This window comes from Crossiella sp. NPDC003009 (assembly GCF_053591555.1).
In genome coordinates, this window is the sequence record NZ_JBSFUA010000001.1 from 22,778 (window position 1) to 38,776 (window position 15,999).

The 15,999-nt window shown below is 72.4% G+C and carries 15 protein-coding genes; 11 read left to right on the forward strand and 4 right to left on the reverse strand.

Annotated features, from left to right (window positions below; translation table 11 throughout):
* A complete protein-coding gene (locus ACWDY5_RS00120) occupies positions 1-870 on the forward strand; it encodes a tetratricopeptide repeat protein (RefSeq protein WP_449720149.1) in 870 nt (289 codons plus the stop codon).
* Positions 871-2,049, forward strand: coding sequence for a protein kinase domain-containing protein (locus ACWDY5_RS00125; RefSeq protein WP_449720150.1), 1,179 nt, complete (start codon positions 871-873; stop codon positions 2,047-2,049).
* On the opposite strand, the gene ACWDY5_RS00130 is transcribed toward ACWDY5_RS00125, so the two are convergent.
* Positions 1,988-5,752 carry an nSTAND1 domain-containing NTPase gene (locus tag ACWDY5_RS00130; RefSeq protein ID WP_449720151.1) on the reverse strand — a complete coding sequence of 1,255 codons (3,765 nt, stop codon included), beginning with the start codon at positions 5,750-5,752 and terminating at the stop codon, positions 1,988-1,990. The two genes, ACWDY5_RS00125 and ACWDY5_RS00130, sit on opposite strands and share 62 nt — an antisense overlap.
* 149 nt (positions 5,753-5,901) lie before the next feature.
* Between ACWDY5_RS00130 and ACWDY5_RS00135 the strand changes: the two genes are divergently transcribed.
* From ACWDY5_RS00135 to ACWDY5_RS00175, 9 genes are all read left to right on the forward strand, one after another.
* Complete coding sequence (locus ACWDY5_RS00135; protein ID WP_449720152.1) at positions 5,902-6,033, forward strand: lasso RiPP family leader peptide-containing protein; 132 nt, start codon at positions 5,902-5,904, stop codon at positions 6,031-6,033.
* A 78-nt stretch (positions 6,034-6,111) separates the two neighbouring features.
* Positions 6,112-7,923, forward strand: coding sequence for an asparagine synthase-related protein (locus tag ACWDY5_RS00140; protein WP_449720153.1), 1,812 nt, complete (start codon positions 6,112-6,114; stop codon positions 7,921-7,923).
* Positions 7,924-7,928: 5 nt separating this feature from the next.
* Entirely contained in the window at positions 7,929-8,183 is a 255-nt protein-coding gene (locus ACWDY5_RS00145; RefSeq protein ID WP_449720154.1) for a lasso peptide biosynthesis PqqD family chaperone, read from the forward strand.
* A complete protein-coding gene (locus tag ACWDY5_RS00150; protein WP_449720155.1) occupies positions 8,180-8,575 on the forward strand; it encodes a lasso peptide biosynthesis B2 protein in 396 nt (131 codons plus the stop codon). The genes ACWDY5_RS00145 and ACWDY5_RS00150 overlap by 4 nt, the downstream gene beginning before the upstream one ends.
* Before the next feature lie 89 nt (positions 8,576-8,664).
* Positions 8,665-8,928, forward strand: a complete 264-nt coding sequence (locus ACWDY5_RS00155) for a DUF1876 domain-containing protein (protein WP_449720156.1) — start codon at positions 8,665-8,667, stop codon at positions 8,926-8,928.
* A gap of 53 nt (positions 8,929-8,981) precedes the next feature.
* The gene (locus ACWDY5_RS00160) at positions 8,982-9,344 is read left to right on the forward strand and encodes an ArsR/SmtB family transcription factor (protein WP_449720157.1); all 363 of its coding nucleotides are present in this window, start codon (positions 8,982-8,984) and stop codon (positions 9,342-9,344) included.
* Positions 9,341-9,826 carry an SRPBCC family protein gene (locus ACWDY5_RS00165; protein ID WP_449720158.1) on the forward strand — a complete coding sequence of 162 codons (486 nt, stop codon included), beginning with the start codon at positions 9,341-9,343 and terminating at the stop codon, positions 9,824-9,826. The genes ACWDY5_RS00160 and ACWDY5_RS00165 overlap by 4 nt, the downstream gene beginning before the upstream one ends.
* Before the next feature lie 89 nt (positions 9,827-9,915).
* Positions 9,916-10,314, forward strand: coding sequence for a hypothetical protein (locus ACWDY5_RS00170; RefSeq protein WP_449720159.1), 399 nt, complete (start codon positions 9,916-9,918; stop codon positions 10,312-10,314).
* Between the two features lie 39 nt (positions 10,315-10,353).
* Entirely contained in the window at positions 10,354-10,527 is a 174-nt protein-coding gene (locus ACWDY5_RS00175; protein WP_449720160.1) for a hypothetical protein, read from the forward strand.
* Between the two features lies 1 nt (position 10,528).
* Here the strand turns inward: ACWDY5_RS00175 and ACWDY5_RS00180 are convergent, their stop codons facing one another.
* The 3 genes from ACWDY5_RS00180 to ACWDY5_RS00190 all read right to left on the reverse strand — a co-directional run bounded on the left by ACWDY5_RS00180 (position 10,529) and on the right by ACWDY5_RS00190 (position 15,860).
* Positions 10,529-11,488 carry an alpha/beta fold hydrolase gene (locus ACWDY5_RS00180; protein WP_449720161.1) on the reverse strand — a complete coding sequence of 320 codons (960 nt, stop codon included), beginning with the start codon at positions 11,486-11,488 and terminating at the stop codon, positions 10,529-10,531.
* 59 nt (positions 11,489-11,547) lie between these two features.
* On the reverse strand, positions 11,548-15,231 hold the full coding sequence (locus tag ACWDY5_RS00185; RefSeq protein ID WP_449720162.1) for a S8 family serine peptidase: 3,684 nt from the start codon (positions 15,229-15,231) through the stop codon (positions 11,548-11,550).
* Positions 15,232-15,332: 101 nt separating this feature from the next.
* A complete protein-coding gene (locus ACWDY5_RS00190; protein ID WP_449720163.1) occupies positions 15,333-15,860 on the reverse strand; it encodes a hypothetical protein in 528 nt (175 codons plus the stop codon).
* Positions 15,861-15,999 lie beyond the last annotated feature (139 nt).

Below are 15,999 nucleotides of genomic sequence, written 5' to 3' on the forward strand. Positions count from 1 at the left end.
ATGATCTCGGTGTCCAAGGCGCCCGGCGGGAATCCGGTGGCGCTGGCCGATCCGGCGCACTTCGCGGTCAGCTTCCGGATCTGCCTGGACTGCCAGCGCACCTACTGCGACCGTTGCCTGCCCGAGCGCAGCGGCCTGTTCCGGGGGCCGCGCTGTCCGAGCTGTGGCGGCAAGTTCGCCGACGGCGCGCGGCGGCAGGAGGTGCTGAGCCGGCCGCGGGAACCGGCCGCCGACCTGCACGATGAGGCGGTTGAGCTGGCACAGCGGGGGCTGTTCGAGGAGTCGCTGGACGTGTTCGACCGGGTGCTGAGGCAGCGGCCCGGGTATGTCAGCGCGCACTTCTACCGCGGGCTGGTGTTGCGCGAGCTGGACCGGTACCCGGAGGCCGTGGACGCGCTGGAGCGGGCGGCGGGGCTCGATCCGCGCAACGTGCTGGCGCTGTACGAGCTGGCCGAGGTGCACCGCAGGGCCGAGCAGCCGGAACGGGCGCTGGACTGTTACGACCGGGCGTTGCGGGTGCAGCCCCGCTACCTGGCCGCGCTGGTGGACAAGGCGATCACGCTCAACGGGCTGGACCGGCCCTCGGCGGCGCTGGACTGCGCGGAGCAGGCGATCCGGCTGGACGCGGCTGGTGCGGACGCCGGGCGCACCGAGCACCTGCGCGCCCACGCCCACGCTGCCCTCGGCGCGGCGCTGCTGCGGCTCGGCAGACCCGCGGAAGCGTTGGCGGCACTGGACATCGCGATCAGCGACGGGCCGGACCACCCGGAGACCTACTACGACCGGGCGGAGGCACTGGCCCAGCTGGGGCGCACCGAGGAGGCCGAGCAGGCCCACCGGGTGGCCGAGGACCTCGGGGACCGTTGGTAGATGCGCACCACGGTGACCCTCGCCGTCGGTGACTCGGTGCGGGAGAAGCTGTTCACGGACACGGCCAGCTGCGTGGTCGGCCGGTCACTGGACTGCGATCTGCGCATCGGCGACGGGGACAAGCGGATCTCCCGCAGGCACTGCCTGATCGAGGTCGACCCGCCCGAGGCGCGGGTGCGGGATCTGGGCAGCCGCAATGGAACCCGGGTCAACGGGGTGGCCGTCAACGGGGAGCAGCGGCTGCTGCACGGCGACGAGATCGGCATCGGCGACACCGTGGTGCGGGTGAGCGTGGGGTTCACCGGGTACAAGATCGTGCGCAGGCTCGGCCAGGGCAGCCAGGGTGTGGTGCACCTGGCCAAGGACCTGGTTTCCGGCTCGCTGGTCGCGGTGAAGACGTTGTGGGGCGAGCACGCGGTGGACCAGCAGGCCCGCACCGCCTTCCTGCGCGAGATCGAGAACAGCCGGGCGCTGCGCCACCCCAATGTGCTGGAGTTCCACGGCGCCGGTGCGGGCGGTTCGGCGTTCCTGCTGGCCAGCGAGTACTGCCCGGGCGGCAGTCTGGCCGACCTGGTGACCGGGCAGGGCGGTCGGCTGCCCGTCGAGCGCGCGGTGCCGATCCTGCTCCAGGTGCTCGACGGCCTGGCCTACGCGCACCAGGCCCCGGTGCCGTGGGGGAACGGGCTGGTGCACCGGGACGTCAAGCCGCACAACATCTTCCTCGCCGGAACCACCGAGGATCCGGTGGCCAAGATCGGCGATTTCGGGCTGGCCAAGGCGTTCGACCGCGCGGGCCTGTCCGGGCACACCCGCACCGGCACGGTGGGCGGCAGCGTGGGCTTCATGCCGCGCGCCCAGGTGGTGAACTACAAGTACGCCAAGCCCGAGGTCGACGTGTGGGCCACCGCGGCCACCTTGTACTGGACGCTCACCGGCCACACCCCGCGCACCTTCCCCCGCGGCGAGGACCCGGTCACGGTGGTGCTCACCGACCCCGTGGTGCCGATCCGCGAGCGTGATCCGGCGATCCCGGCCCCGCTCGCCGAGGTGGTCGACGCGGCACTGGCCGACGTGCCGCGGATCCAGATCAGGACCGCGGCGGAGCTGGCCGGGGCGCTCAGGGACACGGCGGTCGGTAGTCCAGGCCGGGGAAGTGCCGGTCCCACTCCGCGGCGCTGATCGGTGGCGCGCCGAGGCCGCAGATCCGCTCGGCGACCCGGCGCGGATCGGTCTCCCACCGCCGCGCGGTGTGGTCGCCTGCTGCGGTGAGCACCGAGCCGCCGTCCGGGCTGAACGCCACCCTGGCCACCACACCTGTGTGTCCACTGAGGACTCCGGTCTCCGCCGGATGTCCGGGATCGGCGAGGTCCCACAACCGGATCGTGCGGTCCTCGCCGCCGGTGGCCAACCTGCGGCCGTCAGGGCTGAACGCGACGCCGTAGACCGCGTTGGTGTGCCCGGTGATCACCGCTGTTTCCCGGGGAGTCGCGGGGTCGGCGACATTCCACAGGCGGACCGTGTGGTCGTTGCCCGCGCTGGCCAGCAACCGTCCGTCCGGGCTGAACGCGAGCCGGGAGACCGCGTCGGTGTGGCCGGTTACCAGGGCCAGCTCCTGCGGCCGGTCCGGGTCGGCGAGGTCCCAGAGCCGGATGGTGCGGTCCTCACCCGCGGTGGCCAGCAGCCGTCCGTCGGGGCTGAACGCCAGCGCGTTCACCGCGTCGGTGTGCCCGGCCAGCATCGACCGTGGCCGGGGGTGAGCGGGATCCGTTATGTCCCACAGTCGAGCGGTGCGATCCCAGCTCGCCGTGGCCAGCAGCTTGCCGTCCGGGTTGAAGGCGACCTGGCTGACCGCGCTGGTGTGCGCGTCGAGCACGCCCAGCGGTTGCGGCCGGGCTGGGTCGGCCAGGTTCCACAGCCGAGCGGTGCGGTCCCGGCTGGCGGTGGCCAGCAGCTTGCCGTCCGGGTGGAAGGCGGCCACGAACACCCCGTCGGTGTGCCCGGCGATGATGGCCACCGGCCGCGGCGGGTCGGTGACCTCGGTCAGCCGCACCGTGTGGTCCAGGCTTGCGGTGGCCACCAGGCGGCCGCCGGGGCCGAAGGCGGCGGAGATCACCGTGTCCGCGTGCTGGACCAGGGGCAGGCCGGACAGCTCGGTGACGCGTACCGTGCCGTCCCCGCCGCCGCTGGCCAGGCTGCGGCCGTCGGGGCTGAAGGCGAGCGCGTAGACGGAGTTGGTGTGCCCGGTGAGCAGCCCGGCCGCGCGTGGCCGGTCCGGGTCGGTGATGTCCCACAGCCGCACGGTGTTGTCGTCACCGGCGCTGGCCAGGGTGCGGCCGTCCGCGCTGAACCGCAGGGTGATCGCGGCCGCGGTGTGCCCGGTGAGCACCGCGGTTCGCCTTGGCGCGCCGGGATCGCGGACATCCCACAGGCGCACCTGGTTGCCGATGCCCTCGGCGGCGGCGAGCAGTCGACCGTCGCCGGAGAAGGTCGCCAGCCTCGAATCCTCCACAGTGGACAGACGGGTTGGCTGGCCGGGGTCGGTGACCTGCCACAGTGCGGTGGTGTGGTCCGGGCCGGTGATCGCGAGCACCTCGCCCGCCGGGCTGAAACGCACCGAGCCGGTGCCGCTGATCACGCCAAGTCGTTGCGGCGCGCGGGGATCGCGGATGTCCCACACGTGCGCGGTGTCGCCGCCGGTGGCCAGTCTGGTGCCGTCCCGGTTGAAGGACAGGGAAGTCACCGGTCCGGGCAGCGAGCCCAGTCGCCGGGGGTGCGCCGGGTCGGCGAGGTCCCAGAGCTGTGCGGCGCGGTGCGCGTCGATGGTGGCCAGCATGCCGTTGGGTCCGAAGTGGACGGTGCCGCCCTGGCCGGGGATCGTGGCCAGCTCTTGGGGTTGTGGTCCGTCGCCGGTCGACCAGAGCCGCACCGTCTGGTCCGTGCCCGCGCTGGCCAGCAGGCGGCCGTGCCGGTCCACCGCGCGCACCCGGCCGGGGTGCGCGGTGAGCCGGGCCGCGTACGGGGTGGCGAACGCGCTGAGCAGGTTGTCCCGGGTCTCCCGGGTCGGTGCCAGCTGGTGGGCGGCCAGGCCGAGCTGCACGGACAGCGCCGGGTTGGTCGCGCGTAGGCCGATCGCCCCGGTCACCGCCTGGCGGGCCAGCGCCAGGTTGCGCTGCTCGGTGGCCAGGGCGCTGCTGTGCGCGGCGAACACGGTGGCCGAGGTGGTCAGCAGGACCAGCACGCCAAGCAGCGCGACCAGCTGCCGCAGTCGCCGGGTGCGGCGGCGGGCGGCGGCCTGTTCCCGCTCCCGCTCGCGTTGGCTGGCGGTGAGGAACTCGCGTTCCCGTCCGGACAGCACACCCTCGGCACTCCGGCCGGCCGCCCAGTCCCTGGCCGCGGCCAGCCTGGCACCGCGGTAGAGCGCGCCGGGGTCGCGGTCCAGCGCCACCCAGGCGTCGGCGGCCTCGGTGAGCTGGCGGTGCGTGCGCAGCCCCTCCCGGTCCTCGGCCAGCCAGTCCCGCAGCCGGGGCCAGCAGCGGATCAGCGCCTCGTGTGCCAGCTCCACGGTGTCCCGGTCCACGGTGAGCAGCCGGGCGGCGGCCAGGGCCTCCAGCACCGCGGTGGTCGCGGGGTCCTCGTCCAGTTCGGCGCGGCGGATCCGGCGGCGGGTGTCCTCGGTGCCCTGGCCGAGCGCGGTCAGCCGCAGGAACAGCTGCCTGGCCACCCGCTGCCCGTTGGCGTCGAGCCCGCCGTGCACGCCTTCGGCGGTGCGCGCGAGCGCGTGCCGGATGCCGCCGGTCTCGCCGTAGCCGGCCAGGGTGAGCCGGGTGCCGCGCCGCCTGCGCCAGGTTTCCAGCAGCGCGTGCGAGAGCAGTGGCAGGACGGCGGCCCGGCCTGCGGCCTCGGCGATGAGCTGGGTGACCAGCGCGGTCTCCACGGTGTGCCCGGCCCGGACCGCGGGCCCGGTGATCGCCTGGCGCAGCTCCTCGGCGGTCATCGGCCCCACCAGCAGCTGCGCGTCCCGCAACGCGGCGACCAGCTCCGGGTGCTGCCCGCAGTGGCCGTAGAAGTCCGCCCGGACGCCGAGGACCACCCTGGTCCGGCTGGTCGGCGCGGTCGCGGCCAGCACCACCGCCTTGATGAAAGCCGCGCGTTCCTGGTCCTGTTCGCAGAGGGTGAAGACCTCCTCGAACTGGTCCACGACCAGTAACAGCTCGGTGTTCTCCGGCTGGCCGGACAGGGCCTGGCGTACCCGCAGGTGCAGGTTGCGCGGATCGGCGGCGAACTCCGCGCGCAGGGTCGCCGCGGACTCGCCGGTGAGTGCGGCCAGCCGCAGCGCGATTTCCTCCAGCGGATGCGGTCCCGGGGTGCACAGCAGCACCGGCATGCCGGATTTCGCTTTCGCGGCGATCAGTCCCGCGCGCAGCAGCGAGGACTTTCCGGAACCGGAAGCGCCGAAAACACCGAGCAGCCGTTTCCGGGTTGTCCGGTCGAGCAGTTCGGCAATGAGCTCTTCGCGGCCGAAGAACCGTTTGGAATCGCTGGGCTGGAACGCGGTCAGTCCGACATAGGGCGCTGCCTGCTCTTCGGGCATTTCCTCGGCGGGGGACCGGCTCGGGGCCAGTTCGGCGGCCACCTCGTGCCAACGGGCCTGCCATTCGACCTGGTCACCGCCGCAGGCCCGGGCATAAGCCAAGGTCACGGCCAGGGTGGGCAGTCGACGACCGGCCGCGGCCTGGGACAACACGGTGGGCGAGTAGAGCGCCGACCTGCTCATTTCCCGATAGGGCAGACTTCCCGCCTTTTCGCGCAACTTCCGCAGATCGGCGGCGAACTCCAGCAATGCGCCCGGCTCGCCGTCCAGCGCTTTCTCCCGTCGCGGCACCCGCGACCTCCCGCGATATCAGCCTGCCGATGTTTGTCCATTGATTGTACGCAGTGGATCACCCGGAACCAATCAACCGGAGTTGGCTAGAAACGGTGCTGTGCCGCCCGGGAGCAGCCCGGGTGACGCCGGAACAGAAGGAGTCAGACATGGAGAAGACCACCTACCAGGCGCCCGCTCTGGTCGAGGTCGGCGAGTTCGGCGAACTGACCGCCGGTTTCCTCGGCATCTTCCCCGACGGTGGCGCTTTCTTCGTCAAGCGCAACGACTTCACCAACTGATTGCCGCCGGCAGGGCCCCGCTCGGGGCCCTGCCGGTTCCCTTGTCGGCGTATTTCTCCGCATGGAACGGATGGCGATATGAAACGGGGCACGGGCTGGTTCGCGGTGCTGCCGGACACCGCGGCGGCCGCGCCCGCGGCCGAGTCGCTCGGCGGCCTGGACGTCGAACCACACCCGTCGGGCTGGCCGTGGCTGCTGGGCCGCTGGCACCCGGCGGAGCTGACCCTGGTCACCGCGGGCCCGACCAGGGTGGCGCTGATCGGCGACCACGCGCCGCTGTCGGCACACCGGCTGGACGTGCTCGGCCGGACCCGCTCCTGGACCGAGCTGAACCAGGTGACCAGGGGCATCGCGGGCAGCTTCCACGTGGTGTCCACAATGGACGGACAGGTGCACGCGCGCGGCACCGCGACCGGGCTGCGGAGGATGCACCACGCGGTCCTCGGCGGCGTCACGGTCGGCTGCGACCGGGCGGACGTGCTGGCCCAGGCGCTGGGCGCGGACCTGGACGAGGACGCGCTGCTGCTGCGCCTGCTGGAACCCTCGGTGCCGCACCCCTTCGGCGGCCGCCCGCTCTGGCGCGGGGTGCACGCCGTCCCCGAAGGCCGCCACCTGCGCCTGGACCAGCGCGGCCGCGAACGGGTCGAGCGCTGGTGGTCGCCGCCGGAGCCGGAGCTGTCGCTGGCCGAGGGCGCGCCGAAGGTCGCCGCCGCACTGGCCGACGCGGTGGACGCGCGCACCGCGGCCGGCGGGGTGGTCAGCGCCGACCTCTCCGGCGGCCTGGACTCCACCTCGCTGTGCTTCCTGGCCGCGCGCGGACCGGCCGAGCTGATCCTGTTCACCCAGGCCGGCATCGACGGCGGCCACGAGGACGCGGTCTGGGCCCGCCGCGCCGCCGCCCACCTGCCCGAGGCACAGCACCTGGAGATGGCCCCGCACGGCCTGCCCGCCTGCTACACCGGCCTGCTCACCGCGGGCGAGGGTTTCGACGAACCGGCACTCGGCGGCCGGATCCGCGCCCTGCAGACCCAGCTGGCGAACCTGATGTCCACCAAGGGATCTCGCCTGCACCTCAGCGGCGAGGGCGGCGACCAGGTGGTGCAGGGCCTGGACTCCGCGGTGCACGACACCCTGCGCAGCCACCCGCGCACCGGCCTGCGCCAGCTGCGCGCGCTGGCCGCGGAATGCCGCTGGAGCCTGGGATCGACGGTGCGCGCGGCACTGGACGGTCGCGGCTACCGGCGCTGGCTCACCGACGCCGCCGCCGACCTCGCGCCGGCCCGCGCCAACGACCGCAAGCCGACCCTGATGGGCTGGGAAGCGCCGCCCACCCTGCCACCCTGGGTCACCCCGGAGGCCAGGGACCGGCTGCGCGCACTGCTCCGCGAGCCCGGCGAGGTCACCCCGCTGGCTTCCACCCGCGGCGGGCACATGGTGCTGGCGCAGATCTTCGGCGGCATGCGGATGTGCAGGCAGATCGCCAGGTTCACCGCCGAGGCCGGCGTGCCCTACCACTTCCCGTTCCTGGACGACCGGGTGATCGAGGCCTGCCTGGCGGTGCGGCTGCACGAGCGCACCACGCCGTTCACCTTCAAACCGCTGACCGTGGCGGCCATGCGCGGCATCGTGCCGGCCGAGGTGCTGGCCCGCCGCAACAAGAGCGAGTTCTCCCGCGAGATCCACCGCGGCCTCATCGACCAGCGGGCCGAGGTGGCACAACTGCTCGACGACTCGCACCTGGCCCGCCTCGGCCTGGTCGACCCCGGCGTGCTGCGCGGCGCGGCCCTGGTGCTGTACCCGCCGCTGCTGCCGATCTCCTACCTGGAGATGACCTTCGCGGTGGAGACCTGGCTGCGCGCCCACACCCCAACCCCAGCGAAGACGAGGTGATCCCGATGCCCAGCCTGCGCCAGGACGTGTCCACGGTCGAGGTCGAGGACGGCATGGTCCTGCTCGACGAACGCACCGGCCGGTACTACCAGCTCAACAACAGCGGCGCGCTGGTGCTGACCGTGCTGATGGAGGGCGGCGGCGAACAGGACGCCGCCGAGGCCCTGACCCAGTGCTACGAGGTGCCGCCCGAGCGCGCCCGGCAGGACGCCGGGGCCGTGCTCGCCCAGCTGTGCGCCACCGGCCTGGTGCTCCGATGAGCGTCAAGGTGCCGGTGCACCGCAGGGCCCTGCCGCTGCTCGCGGTCGGCGCGGGCCACCTGATCGGCCGGCTGACCCCGCGCCGCATCCGCCGGGTGCTCGGCCTGCTCGCCCGCGGCGCCCGCCCGGCCACCTACGAGGAGGCCAGCCGGGCCCGGCGCACGGTCACCTCGGTCAGCGTGCGCTGCGCCGGCGAGGGTTGCCTGCCGCGCTCGATCGCGACCGCGTTGCTGTGCCGGGTGCGCGGGTCCTGGCCGACCTGGCAGGCGGGGGTGCGCACGATCCCGTTCCAGGCGCACGCGTGGGTGGAGGCGGAGGGGCGGCCGGTGGCGGAGCCGCTGGCGACCACGCAGCTGCGGTCACTGGTCGCGGTGCCGCCGGGGCGCGGCTGAGGCGGGTGCGGTTGCCGGGGTCTCGTTGCGGGGCGACGATGGTCTGTCCGCAACCGAACACGCGCACTCGCGCGAACGAGGTGAGCACGATGGAAAACCGTTGGATGATCGAGCTGCGGTTCGAGGAGGACGGCACCCGGACGATGGCCACCGCCACGGTCACCGGCTCCGGCGCGCCCGAGGTGCGCGGCCACGGGTACGCCCGGCGCAACCCGGCCGACGCCCCGGACTCCTGTGTCGGTGAGGAGATCGCGGCGGCCAGGGCGCTGTCCAACCTCTCGCACGAGCTGGTGGACGCGGCGGCCCAGCGGATCGAGGGGCAGACCCACCGCCCGGCGCGGCTGCACGTCTGAGGTGAACGACTGAGGGTTTACATCGGCCCAGGTCCGAGCTAACGTACAACCAAATGGTTGTAGATGAGTTGGCCGACGAGCCGGTGGACCGGCTGTTCCACGCGCTGGCCGACATCACCCGCCGGGACATCGTGCGACGGTGCACCCGGGAGGCGGTGTCGGTCTCGCGGCTGGCGCAGGCGTATCCGATGAGCTTCGCCGCGGTGCAGAAGCACGTGGCGGTGCTGGAGCGCGCCGGGCTGGTGGTCAAGCAGCGGCAGGGCCGGGAGCAGCTGGTGCGCACCGACCCCGCCGCGCTGGACCGGGCGCGGCTGGCCCTGGATCAACTGGAAACGACCTGGCGAGCACGGGTGGACCGGATGTCCGCACTGCTCGGGCAGGCCGAGGACACCCTCGAACGAGAGCAGGACCGATGAGCGTCACCAGTGTGGACAAGGACTTCGACAAGCTCACCCTCAGTCTTACGGCTGACTTCGGAGCGCCAATCCAGCAGGTGTGGCAGCTGTGGGCCGACCCCCGGCAGCTGGAGCGGTGGTGGGGCCCGCCGACCCACCCGGCGACCATGGAGGAGCACGACCTGACCCCCGGCGGGGCGGTCACCTACTACATGACCGGTCCCGAGGGCGAGAAGTACCGGGGCTGGTGGCGGATCGACTCGGTGACACCGGAGCGCGCGCTGGAGTTCACCGACGGCTTCGCCGAGGCCGACGGCACGCCCAGCACAACCATGCCGGTCTCCACCGTGCGGATGACGCTCACCGAGCACGACGGCGGCACCCGGATGGAGCTGAACACGGCCTTCGCCAGCAAGGAGCAGATGGAACAGGTGATCAAGATGGGCCATGAGGAAGGGCTGACGCTGGCGGTCGGCCAGATGGACGCCCTGCTCGCGGGCTGAGTCCCGGGCGCGGCACTGGGGACCTCCCCACCATCAGAACGGTGGTCGTCCCCAGTGCCCGGCGGTCCGCGCCCGGGTTGACTGCCCGCATGACCCCACCGCTGTCCCGGCGCACTGCCCTGCGTGGCGGCGCGCTGGCCGTCACCACCGCCGCGCTCGCCGCACCCGCTGCCACCGCTGAGCCTGCGGGAGAACAGGTTCGCGGGTCCTTCACCGTGCGCGACCGCAGGGGCCGGCAGCGGGTGCTCGCCGACACCCGGCGGCCACCGGTGATCATCGGCGGCCAGGTGATCCCGGCCGAGCAGCGCCAGGGGCCCGAGCACGGCACCTACCTGATCTTCAACGACGAGCACGGCTCCGAGCGCGGCGGCATCGTCGCCGGCGCCTCGGAAGCCTCGGTCTCCCTGGACTACCCCAACGCGCAGGCCCTCACCCTGGGCACGCGCTGGCAGGGTGAGCACGGCGCGGCGGCGCTGTTCTTCAAGTAGATGCCCCATCCTCGCCTTCCGCCCGGCCGGACGCCGCCGATGCCGACCAGGGTGGAGCTGGTCTGGTCCACTGTGGACGGTGCGGTGCTCGCGTTGAGCGATGCCAAGGGCAGGCCGCGCATCGTGCTGTCGGTGGACGCCCAGGACGTGCCGAGCATCCGGGTGCTGGACGAGCACGGCGCGGTGGTGGGCGGCCTGCCCCTAGTGTCCTGAGTCAGCCGAAGAACGCGTTCAGCTCGGCCAGCACCGCCGCCGGCTGCTCCTCGGCGAGGTAGTGCCCGGAGTCCTTGATCTCCCGCACCCGCACGTCGGTTGCCTTGTGCGGCAAGTGTTCGGCCAGGAAGTAGTAGTTCGGACCGGCACCCAGCCCGAGCACCGGCATGGTCAGCTGCCCGTGGTTCTTCTCGTCCACGATGTCCTGCACGAAGCCCTGGTACCAGCCGTTGCCCGCCCGGACCGCGTCCTGGGTGGCGTAGGCGTGCGCGTAGATCGCCCGGTCCCGGTCGTTGATCGCGGCCGGGTTGACCAGCAGCATGTCGCAGAAGTGGTCGATGAGCAGCCGGGACCGGCCGGCGATCAGCTGCTCCGGCAGGCCCTGGGCCTGGTTGAAGGCGAACCACCACGGGAAGAACGGCTGGCCGGGGCGGGGGATCAGGGTCAGCTGGTACAGGCCCTCGTCCACGTGCGCGACGTCGAGCAGGGCCAGTTTCCGCACCGTGCCGGGGTGGTGCGCGGCCAGGCTCTGCGCGACCATCGCGCCGATGTCGTGCCCGGCCACATCGGCCCGCTGGTGGCCGAGCTTGCCGATCAGCTCGTGGATGTCGCGGGCCATGGTCTTCTTGTCATAGCCACCGGTCGGTTTGCCGGAGCCGCCCATGCCGCGCAGGTCCACCGCGATCACGGTGTGCCGCTTGGCCAGCGCGGGCATGATCTTGTGGAACTCCCACCAGGTCTGCGGCCAGCCGGGTAAGAGCACCAGTGGCGAGCCCGATCCGCCGATCACGTAGTGCAGGCGGGTGCCGTTGACCTCGGCGTGCGCGCTGCGGAAACCCAGCGAGCGGGCCAGTGCGGCATCGGCGGGGACGCGCGGCGCCGGCGAGGCCGAGGCGGCCCCGCCGGTCACCGCGAGCGTGGCGGCGGTAGCGCCGAGGGCGAGCATGCTTCTACGGTCCATGGGCGGACCGTAGGTCACGCCGCCCGGTTTGCCAGGGGGTTTCGGCTACCGCTGAAATCTCATCCGATCTCGTAGGCTTTGAGCACGGTCTGCTCGACGGTGTTCACCTCATCGGATGCCTTGCCGCGCAAGGACACGAACCCCTTGGCCGGGTTGCGCACCGTAGCGGTCCAGCCCGCCTCGGTCTTGTCCACCTTGGCCTGCTGCCAGGTCTTGCCCTCGTCGACGGAGTAGTCCACGGTGAGGCTGGTGACCGTGGCCGGACCGTCCTGGCGGGGCACGGTCACCGGGATGGTGAACTCCCGGTCACCCGGCGCCAGGTTGCCGATGTCGACCGGCGGGGCGTAGCGGATGTTCAGCAGTGGCACCGCGTTGTTGCCCCAGGGCGCGGCGAAGGTCCACGCTGAGGTGATCCGGGTGGAGGTCGGCCACCAGTCCACCTCCCTGGTCACCTCGGACTCCAGCCGGTACTCCCTGGCCCGGCCCAGGGTGAACACGCCGCGGCCGGGGGTGTTGTGCCTGCCGAGTTCGACCCCGTCGCCATAGAGGGTGGTGCTGCCCTTGTCGATGCCCCAGCCCGGTTCGGTCCGCCTGGGATGTCCGGCGGCGTCGCTCCACCAGGGCACGGTCACGTCGAGCAGGCGGTCCTTGACCCACACCCACGGGTGGTTCTCGCCCAGTTCGTTGCTGGTGGTGCCGGTGAAGCCTGGACCGTTGACCGCCTTGTTCCACTCCTCCCGGTAGGACTTCCCGGCCTCCAGCTTCATCGTCTTCACCAACGTGCCCGCGGCGTGGTACCAGCTGCCGACGTTGATCTCCCAGGTGCCAGGGCTGAAGTACTCGACCCGTTCACCGGGGACTGCCGCGGCGTGCACGTTGACGCTGAACTGCCCGGACGGTGTCTCCGCGTAGGCCCCGACGATGGGGGGCTGACCAGGGGGAGCACCGTGGTAGACCATGGTCATCTTGGCCAGGTCGGCCGTCTTGACGTGGTGGTCCAGCTTGGCCGGGATCTTGCCCATCGAGGGGAAGGCCAGCTCGTAGCGGTGCTTGCTGCTGGTGCGCGCGATCAGGGACAGCTCTCCGCCCGCCTTGGCGTGCGCGGCCAGTTTACCCGCGTAGCCACCAAAAACCCGCACCGAGGGCAGCACCGCCGGGTGCTCCTCGTCGGTGCTCTTCGCGGTCGCGCGGAGGGGCTGGTCCTCGCTGACGTAGAGCGCGGTGGCCATACCCCCGGCCGCCTTGACATCGCGGATGCGTTGGTACACCTCGTCATAGCTCAGCCCGTCGGGCAGGCCGAGCACGACGATCTTGCCCTTGGCGTCGACCTTGGCCAGCTCGGCTGGCGTGCCCGCGCCGCCGTGCACTGAAGGAAGCTTGTGCCGCAACGCATCCTGGGGTGACCCGCGCAACCAGCCGGTGTACAGCTCCGTTCGTTGCGGCCCCTCGGCCCACAGTTCGAGATCCGGTTCCTCCCGCCGCTGGTTGGTGGCGAAGCTGAAGGCGGGGGAGCTGACCCCGGGGGCGGAATAGGTGGAGTAGTCGTAGAAACCGATGCTCAGCCCGTGGCCCCAGGTGCCGACGCGTCCAGTGGCGGTGATGCGGTGGCGCATCTGCGCAGCCCACCAGCCGCCCCTGGCCTCTGGCTGGTCGGTGCTGATCTTGACTTGCTTGGCCAGCCGCGCGTCGAAGGTGACGGTGGTGTTCTTGCTGATCTTCAGCGCTGGGTTGACGAACGTGCTGATGGCCGGGATGCCGTTCGGGTTCGGTGTGTTCACCGCGCTGTAGACCAGGTACTCACCTGGCGGCACCCGGGCGGTGCCGTTGGCCGGGACGCTGAAGTGCTCGCCGTCCTGGGTGCGGCTCAGCGACAGGTCGCCGAAGTCCTGGGCGGTGGGCGGCTTGCCGTCGCGGCGCAGCACCTTCGCGGTGACCTCGTAGTGCTCGCCCTCCTCGTGCGCGCCGACCAGGGTGCGCAGCGAGGTGGTGCCGTCGGTGGCGGTGAGCGTGCCGCCGTAGCTGCCCGCCTTGGCCGCGCGCGGGGTCAGCGAGACCGTCACGGTGGCCTGGCCACCCGGCGGCACGGTCACCGTGTTCGCCGACAGCTTCGCCAGCCCGGCCGGGGCCGGGGCGCCCTCGGTGTCGGCCAGGTCCAGCTTGAGGTTGAGCGTCGCCGGGGTCGAGCCGGGGTTGGTGTAGGTGACCGTGCGGGTCTCCGCCTTGGTGCTGGGCCACTTCAGGAACGCGTTGACCGCACTCGGCGAGGACTGCACCTTCGCGGCGACCGCCTTGCCCAGGTCCATCCGGCCGCTGCCCACGGCGAACACGCCGCTGTGGTCCACCGGGGCCGAGGTGGCCACCAGCGCCGACTTGAGCTGCTCGGCGGTCCAGTCCGGGTGCTGCTGGGCCAGGGCCGCCGCGCCGCCGGAGACGTGCGGGGCGGCCATGGAGGTGCCGGATGCCTTGGTGTAGCGCTCGTTCACCGGCTCACCCATGGCAGTGCCGGTGGCGCGAGCGGCCACGATGTCGCTGCCGGGCGCGGAAATCTCCGGCTTCACCGCGCCGTCACCGCGGCGCGGTCCCTGGCTGGAGAAGTCGGAGAGCCCGCCGGACTTGGTCACACTGCCGACGGCGAGTGCGAGGTCGGCGCTGGCCGGGCTCATCACCGTGCGGGGCGAGCCGTCATTGCCCGCGGCCACCACGAACAGCGTGTTGTGCTTGCGGCTCAACGTGTTCACCGCCTGCGTCAGCGGATCGTCGCTGTCGCTGCGGCTGCCGAGGCTCAGGTTCACCACCTTGGCCTTGACCTCGGCCGCGGCCCAGGCCATGCCCGCGATGATGTCGTCGAACTGGCCCCGGCCGTTGTCGTCGAGCACCTTGCCCACGGCCAGCTCCGCCTCCGGCGCGACCCCCTTGAGCTTGCCGCCCTCGGCCGAGCCGGAACCGACCGCGGCGGCGGCCACGTGCGTGCCGTGCCCGTTGCCGTCGGTGATGTTGCCCTTGCCGCTGAAGTCCTTGCTGTGCTTGACCTTCCCGGCCACATCCGGGTGCGTGTCGTCGATGCCGCTGTCCAGCACCGCGACCGTGACACCCTTGCCGGTCAACCCGGACTGCCACGCGGCCGGCGCGCCGACCTGCGGCACACTCCGGTCCAGCGAGGCCTCCACCTTGCCGTTGAGCCAGATCTTGCGCACACCCCCAGCGCGCGCGGTGCCCAGCTCCTGCCAGAACTCGGGCGCGGCGGCCTTCTGCCCGTCCACCGCGGTCAGGTTGAGCCCGGACAGCTCGCGCTGCACGGTGACCCCCGGCAACGCCTTCGCCCGCTGGGCGGCCGCGTCGTAGTGCTCCACCAGCAACGGCACGACCTTGCTGTGCGCGTCGTCGTACCCCTGCCGGATCAGCCCGGTGATGTTGAACAGCTCCCGGTCCAGTTGCCCCTCGGCCAGCGCCCGCTCAGCGTGCTGCGGCACCAGGTACCAGTCGGTCTGCTTGCCCCTGGTGACCGGGAACTGCCGGAAGCCGGCCGACCGCCCCTGCTCGGCCGCGTTGATCGACATGCTCCAGCTGCCGTCACCGCGCTGACTCGCCTGCACCTGGTCACCGGTGATCAGGGTGACCTGGTGCCGCGCGCCCCCGGCCGGCGCCACCGACGGTACGGCAGCAGCCGGGGGCAGGACCGTGAGCGTGGCGCCGGCGGTGGCCAGCGCCACCAGCCCCGCCAACGTCCGCGATCTTCGGTTCATGGTGGGTTCCCCTCAGTGTGGAGACAGGGAACGCCGGACGCGCCCCCTGCCCTTCACACTGTGCGCACCCGCCGCGAGGTTCCACGGCTCACCCGATCGGCCTAGCGGTCGCGCACCCGGTACCCGCCGGTGAGCACCGCCAGCTCCGGCGCGGGCGCCACGCACTTCGGCAGCTTGTCCGCATCCACCGGCCCGGTCGTGCCGACCCGCGCCCGCTCGCCGGGTCCGCCGCTGTGCACGCTGAAGCCCATCCGCTTGCCGCGCCAGTCCGCGATCTCCGGGGCGGTGTCGGTCACGATGATCGACACGGTGGCCGAGCGGCCGCCCGCGGTGACGCAGTCCACCGGGCCGGTGGCCCACAGCTGGACCTTGTTCGCGGCGAAGTAGTGCGTGATCCGGGCCGTGCCCCAGGCGCGCACCGGGTCCCGCGTGCCGGGCTTGCGCAGGGCGTGGGCGTCCACGATGAAGCGGACGTCGTCTTCGCGGGTGATGTAGTCGAGGCGGGCGGCGCCGGTCACGCTCGCGTGGGTGAGGCCGGGGTCCGCCGGGGTGGCCTGGGCCGGGGCGGCGGTCAGCGCGACTGCCGTTGCCGCAACGGAAAGGACCAGCGCGCCGGTTCTTCTGCTCATGTTCTCTCCCCACAACGGTGGGCCGGGTCGCCCACACCGCAACGATCTCCGGTGCGGGCGGCCCGGTGCCTCCCGCGCGTGGGGGAGCCGGGGCATCGCGCGGGGGAGCACGGGAACTGTTCGACTCTTCGATCCGACT